The sequence below is a fragment of the Arthrobacter sp. GCM10027362 genome (assembly GCF_042679445.1).
Taxonomy (GTDB): domain Bacteria; phylum Actinomycetota; class Actinomycetes; order Actinomycetales; family Micrococcaceae; genus Crystallibacter.
The window spans coordinates 1-5,301 of sequence record NZ_JBHTML010000233.1 but is presented as its reverse complement, the minus strand read 5'-3'; the positions used below and the strand labels follow the sequence as shown (position 1 = coordinate 5,301).

The 5,301-nt window shown below is 70.2% G+C and carries 7 protein-coding genes; 5 read left to right on the top strand and 2 right to left on the bottom strand.

The annotated features are described in order from the left end of the window. Window positions 1-105 precede the first annotated feature (105 nt). Window positions 106-588, bottom strand: coding sequence for a metallopeptidase family protein (locus tag ACFQ36_RS20450; RefSeq protein ID WP_377017019.1), 483 nt, complete (start codon window positions 586-588; stop codon window positions 106-108). Window positions 589-741: 153 nt separating this feature from the next. On the opposite strand from ACFQ36_RS20450, the gene ACFQ36_RS20445 reads away from it, so the two are divergent. The 3 genes from ACFQ36_RS20445 to ahcY all read left to right on the top strand — a co-directional run bounded on the left by ACFQ36_RS20445 (window position 742) and on the right by ahcY (window position 2,941). Beyond that, window positions 742-1,131, top strand: coding sequence for a DUF3499 domain-containing protein (locus ACFQ36_RS20445; RefSeq protein ID WP_377017017.1), 390 nt, complete (start codon window positions 742-744; stop codon window positions 1,129-1,131). Window positions 1,132-1,245: 114 nt separating this feature from the next. Beyond that, entirely contained in the window at window positions 1,246-1,464 is a 219-nt protein-coding gene (locus ACFQ36_RS20440; RefSeq protein ID WP_377017015.1) for a Trm112 family protein, read from the top strand. A gap of 10 nt (window positions 1,465-1,474) precedes the next feature. Beyond that, window positions 1,475-2,941, top strand: coding sequence for an adenosylhomocysteinase (ahcY, locus tag ACFQ36_RS20435; RefSeq protein ID WP_377017013.1), 1,467 nt, complete (start codon window positions 1,475-1,477; stop codon window positions 2,939-2,941). A 95-nt stretch (window positions 2,942-3,036) separates the two neighbouring features. On the opposite strand, the gene ACFQ36_RS20430 is transcribed toward ahcY, so the two are convergent. Further along, on the bottom strand, window positions 3,037-3,840 hold the full coding sequence (locus ACFQ36_RS20430) for an RDD family protein (RefSeq protein ID WP_377017011.1): 804 nt from the start codon (window positions 3,838-3,840) through the stop codon (window positions 3,037-3,039). A gap of 118 nt (window positions 3,841-3,958) precedes the next feature. On the opposite strand from ACFQ36_RS20430, the gene ACFQ36_RS20425 reads away from it, so the two are divergent. Beyond that, complete coding sequence (locus tag ACFQ36_RS20425) at window positions 3,959-4,951, top strand: stage II sporulation protein M (RefSeq protein WP_377017009.1); 993 nt, start codon at window positions 3,959-3,961, stop codon at window positions 4,949-4,951. A gap of 164 nt (window positions 4,952-5,115) precedes the next feature. Then, on the top strand, window positions 5,116-5,301 hold a 186-nt coding region (locus ACFQ36_RS20420; RefSeq protein ID WP_377017007.1), incomplete at its 3' end, for a hypothetical protein.

Sequence of the window (5,301 nt, the reverse complement as noted above, 5' to 3'; positions counted from 1 at the left end):
GATGCTGCCGGCGCGCATGATCGCCTTCGGCCCGTTGCCCGAGCACGCCCCGCCGTTCGCCCGCCGTTAGCCCGGGAGCCGGGCCGGGCGGAGGGGCCGGAGGCCTCAGGGGCGGGTGCGGCCGTAGGTCGGGTCCACCGCCTCCGGCGACATGCCCAGCAGCTCTGCCGTCTGCTCGACCACCACGTCGTGGACCACTTCCGGCAGTTCCGCCTTGATCCTGGCCTCGGCCTCCACCGGCTTGCGGTAGATGGTGACGACGGCGGGTGCGCCGGGGCGGGCGCGCACCACGTTGCCCAGCGGGGCGGGGGACCGGGAGGCCACCAGCTCCTCGAGGCCCGGCGGGATGTCCGCGACCAGGAATTCCACGGCGTCGATCCGTTCGCCCCAGAGGTATTGCAGGCGCTCGACCGAATCCAGGACCAGGTCCTCGAACCGCTCCGAACGCGTCCGGTTGCCGGGCAGGTGGGCCGGCAGCAATTCGCCGCGCAACCCCCGCCCGTGACGGTTGCGGCGCCGCTTGCCGAACGGCCGCGCAACAGCTGAGGCACCGGCTGCCGGGACGGCGTTGGCAATCCTGATGCTCAAAGATGGACCGTTTCCCATATAACGACTCTAAGCCTGCCCGGTGCCAAAAGCACGGCACCCGGCGGTATCCGGCCGGCGCCCGGGAGCGGCGCGCTGACCCTGCCGCGGGCGAAATACCAGAAGCTGCGCTTCGGCGGAGTAGAATGTGTGGTCGTGGGATCCATACGCCAATGTTCACGCTCGGCCTGTACACGTTCGGCCATAGCCACTTTGACGTACGTTTACGCCGATTCCACCGCCGTCCTCGGCCCGCTGGCCACCTACGCCGAACCGCACTGCTACGACCTGTGCGCCGACCACGCCGCCCGGCTGACCGTGCCGCGCGGCTGGGAAGTGCTCCGACTGGCCCTGCCCGAGCAGACCCCCGAACCCAATACGGACGACCTGCTGGCGCTGGCCGATGCGGTGCGCGAGGCCGGCAGCGCACCGGAGCCTGCCGACGAGGCCCCGGTCCAGCGTGGGACGCGCGAGCCGCTGGAACCGCCGGCGGGAGCGGAGACCGTCCGCCGCGGGCACCTGCGCATTCTGCGCGGACAGCCCTAGGACGGTACCCTGAAACAGTTGTCCGGCCCGCCCGCGGGTTTGGCCGGCCGGCGGGCTGCCCGCCAACGTTGCCCCGGCTGCCGCGTCGCCGGGCCCACCCGAGGAATGGACCCCATGGCAAATCTTCCGCCCGAACTGATCGCCGTGCTGCGCTGCCCGGTCACCGGATCCGAACTGGTCCAGGAGGGCGACCAGCTGGTATCCACCGGCACGGACGCCGCCGGCCGGCAGCTGCGCTACCGCATTGATGAAGGAATTCCGGTCCTGCTCCCGGCCGCGCCGGAAGCCGCCGGGCCGGAAGCCGCTTCGCCCACCGCCCCCGACAAAGCCTAGGACCGAAACCGTGACGCTTGACTACAAGGTAAAAGACCTCTCCCTGGCCGAGGCCGGCCGGCACCAGATCCGGCTGGCCGAGCACGAGATGCCGGGCCTGATGGCCCTGCGCGCCGAGTTCGGCGAGTCCCAGCCGCTCAAGGGCGCCCGCATCGCCGGCTCGCTGCACATGACCGTGCAGACCGCCGTGCTGATCGAGACCCTGACCGCGCTCGGCGCCGAGGTCCGCTGGGCCTCCTGCAACATTTTCTCCACCCAGGACGAGGCGGCCGCCGCCGTCGTCGTCGGCAACGGCACCCCTGAGGATCCCCAGGGCGTGCCGGTGTTCGCCTGGAAGGGCGAGAGCCTGGAAGAGTACTGGTGGACCGCCGAACAGATCCTGACCTGGCCCGGCGCCGACACCGACCCGGAGCTGGGCCCGAACATGATCCTGGACGACGGCGGCGACGCCACGCTGCTGGTGCACAAGGGGGTGGAGTTCGAGGCCGCCGGCGCCGTGCCGGCCGCCGCCGAGGAGGACCCGGAAGAATACCGGATCATCCTCGAGACGCTGCGCCGGTCCCTGGCGGCCAACCCGAAGAAGTGGACCACCGTTGCCGCCGGCCTCCTCGGGGTCACCGAGGAAACGACCACCGGCGTGCACCGGCTCTACCAGCTGGCCGAGCAGGGCAAGCTGCTCTTCCCGGCGATCAACGTCAACGACTCGGTGACCAAGTCCAAGTTCGACAACAAGTACGGCATCCGCCACTCGCTGCCGGACGGCATCAACCGGGCCACCGACGTGCTCATGGGCGGCAAGGTCGCCGTCGTCTGCGGCTACGGCGACGTCGGCAAGGGCGCCGCCGAGGCGTTGCGCGGGCAGGGCGCACGCGTGGTCGTCACCGAGATCGACCCGATCTGCGCGCTGCAGGCGGCCATGGACGGCTACCAGGTCACCACCCTGGACAAGGTCGTCGGCGAAGGCCATATCTTCATCACCACCACCGGCAACAAGGACGTCATCATGGCCTCCGACATGGTGAGGATGCGGGACAAGGCGATCGTGGGCAACATCGGCCACTTCGACAACGAAATCGACATGGCCGGCCTGGCCAGGGTCGAGGGCGTGCAGAAGGTGGAGATCAAGCCGCAGGTGCACGAGTGGGTCTTCGACGCCGGCACCGACGCCGAGCGCTCCATCATTGTGCTCTCCGAGGGACGCCTGCTGAACCTGGGCAACGCCACCGGGCACCCGTCCTTCGTGATGAGCAACTCCTTCGCGAACCAGACCATCGCGCAGATCGAGCTGTTCACCAAGGCCGGCACCGGCGAGTACGCCAAGCAGGTCTACGTGCTGCCCAAGATCCTGGACGAGAAGGTCGCGCGCCTCCACCTGGCCGCCCTCGGCGTGGAGCTGACCGAGCTGACCAAGGAACAGGCCGGGTACCTGGACCTGGACGTGGCCGGCCCGTACAAGCCGGAGCACTACCGGTACTAAGCGTCCGTCTTCCGCGCCTGCGCGGAAGACAATCCGCAGAAGGGGGGCCTTGGCCGCTGCGCCAAGGCCCCCCTTCTTCCGGTTCTTCCGGGCGGTTACTGTCCGAAGGGCAGCGCGTGCAGCCTGCGGCCGCGCTCCCGTGCGCCGGCGTACTGCCGGCTGAGGCGGGCGAAGTCCCGCTCGCGGCGCTCGGCCATCACCGCCATCAGGTACAGCTCCGGGGCTGTGCCCGGCGGCGGCGGGGGAGAGACGAACCCGGCGGCCTCGTTGGCCAGGGCCACGGCCAGCCGCTCCCGGGAGGCGGGGATCATCTTCGGCGCCTGGGCCAGGAATTGGGAGATCCGCCGGGCCAGGGACTCGGGCAGCCGGCCCATGTCCGTGAGCTTGACCCACGGCAGCAGCTGCGGGGGCGCCTGGGGCAGCTGCCGCGGCAGCACGCCCACGCGCTCGCGCATGCTGTAGGTGCCGGCCAGCATGTCGCCCAGGCGTTTGGACCGGTCGTTGAACAGGGCTGCCACGAACGCCACCGAGCCGAGCATGAAGTACAGTTCGAAGACTCCGACCAGCCCGCGGATCAGGGCATGCCGGAACCGGATGGCGCCGCCGTCGTCGCGCACGATGCGGAGCCCCATGATCAGCCGGCCCAGGGACTTGCCGCGGGTCAGCGCCTCCACGCCGATCGGCACGATGACCAGGAAGAAGAGCACCATGGACACCGCCAGCGCCTGGGCCGCGGCGGCGTCGAAGCCGGTGCCCAGGGTCTCGCCCAGCAGTACCCAGGCCAGAACCAGCAGCACCAGGTTGGTCACCGCGTCGATCATCGCGCTCAGCGACCGCACGCCGAAGGACGCCGGGCGCAGTTCCAGCACCACGGCCTCGCCCGTCACCACATGGCTCATTGCGCCCCCTCCGGCGGTCCCGCGGACCGTTTCGCCTGCCTCTCTCCACTCTACCGACGGCGGGCGCCTCCCACCGCCCGCTCCGCGCGCAGCAGCGCGGGACCGCTAGGCTGGGAGCGTGGATATCGACGCCTTCACCGCGGTGCACCGGGACGACTGGACGCGCCTGGACACGCTCAGCGTCAAGCGCCGGCTGACCGGCGAAGAGGCGGACGAGCTGCTGGAGCTCTACCAGCGCACCTCCACGCACCTGTCCATGATCCGCTCCATCGCCCCCGAGGGCCAGCTCTCCGCGGCACTGTCCACCCGGCTCTCCCGGGCGCGGACCAGGTTCACCGGCGCGAAATCCAGCTTCGCCGAGGACATCGCCGGGTTTTTCGTCCGTTCCCTGCCGGCGGCGTTCTACCGGCTGCGCCGGCTTACCCTCATTGTCGGTGCCGCGTTCATCCTGGTGGCCTGGCTCTACGGGGCCTGGGTGGCCGGGAACCCGGAGGTGATCAAGGCCCTGGGCTCCGATGCCGAGCTGCGCCGGTACGTGGAGGAGGACTTCGTCAACTACTACACGGAAAACCCGAACGCCTCCTTCGCGGGGATGGTCTGGACGAACAACGCGTGGATTGCGGCCCAGTGCGTGGCCTTCGGGGTCACCGGCCTGTGGGTGCCCTACATCGTCTACATGAACGCGCAGGGAGTGGGGATCGCCGGGGGCATGATGGCCGCCTACGACCGGCTCGACACCTTCTTCCTGTACATCCTGCCGCACGGGCTGATGGAACTGACCGCGATCTTCATTGCTGCCGCGGCGGGCCTGCGGATCTTCTGGTCCTGGGTCTCGCCCGGGCCGCGGACCAGGCTGGCCTCGATGGCTGCCGAGGGCCGTTCGCTGATCACGGTGGCTTTGGGCCTGGTCCTGGTGCTGTTCCTCTCCGGCCTGGTGGAGGGGTTCGTGACGCCGAGCGAGCTGCCGCACTGGCTGCGGATCGGCATTGGCGCGCTGCTGCTGGCCGCCTACTGGGTGTACACGCTGGTGCTGGGCAAGCGGGCGTACGACGCCGGCGCGCGCGGGGACCTGGACCGGTTCGACGCCGGTGCCGAGGCCCGGACCGCATAGCGCGTCGCCGCCTCCCACCGCAAGCCCGCGGCGGGAACCCCGGCTGGCAGGGCCTGATGGGGTTTTGATCGACAACTGAGGATCACGCTGCCGGGGCCACCGCCCGGCAAGACCGGAAACCGGCAAGACCGAAAAAGACTGGAAAAGATTGGAAAGAGGAAAGCATGGCTGATCAGGAGCAGGCGGGCACCGGCCGGGCCCGGCGGATGGAGGACGCGCTCCGGATGCCGGGACGCCGGCCGAGCCGGCTGCCGGACCTGGGCGCTTATGACGGCGGTGCCTCCGGTGCCGGCAGCGCCACCGGCGCGGAGAATGCTCCCGGTTCCGGCCAGGCTCCCGGTGCAGCACCG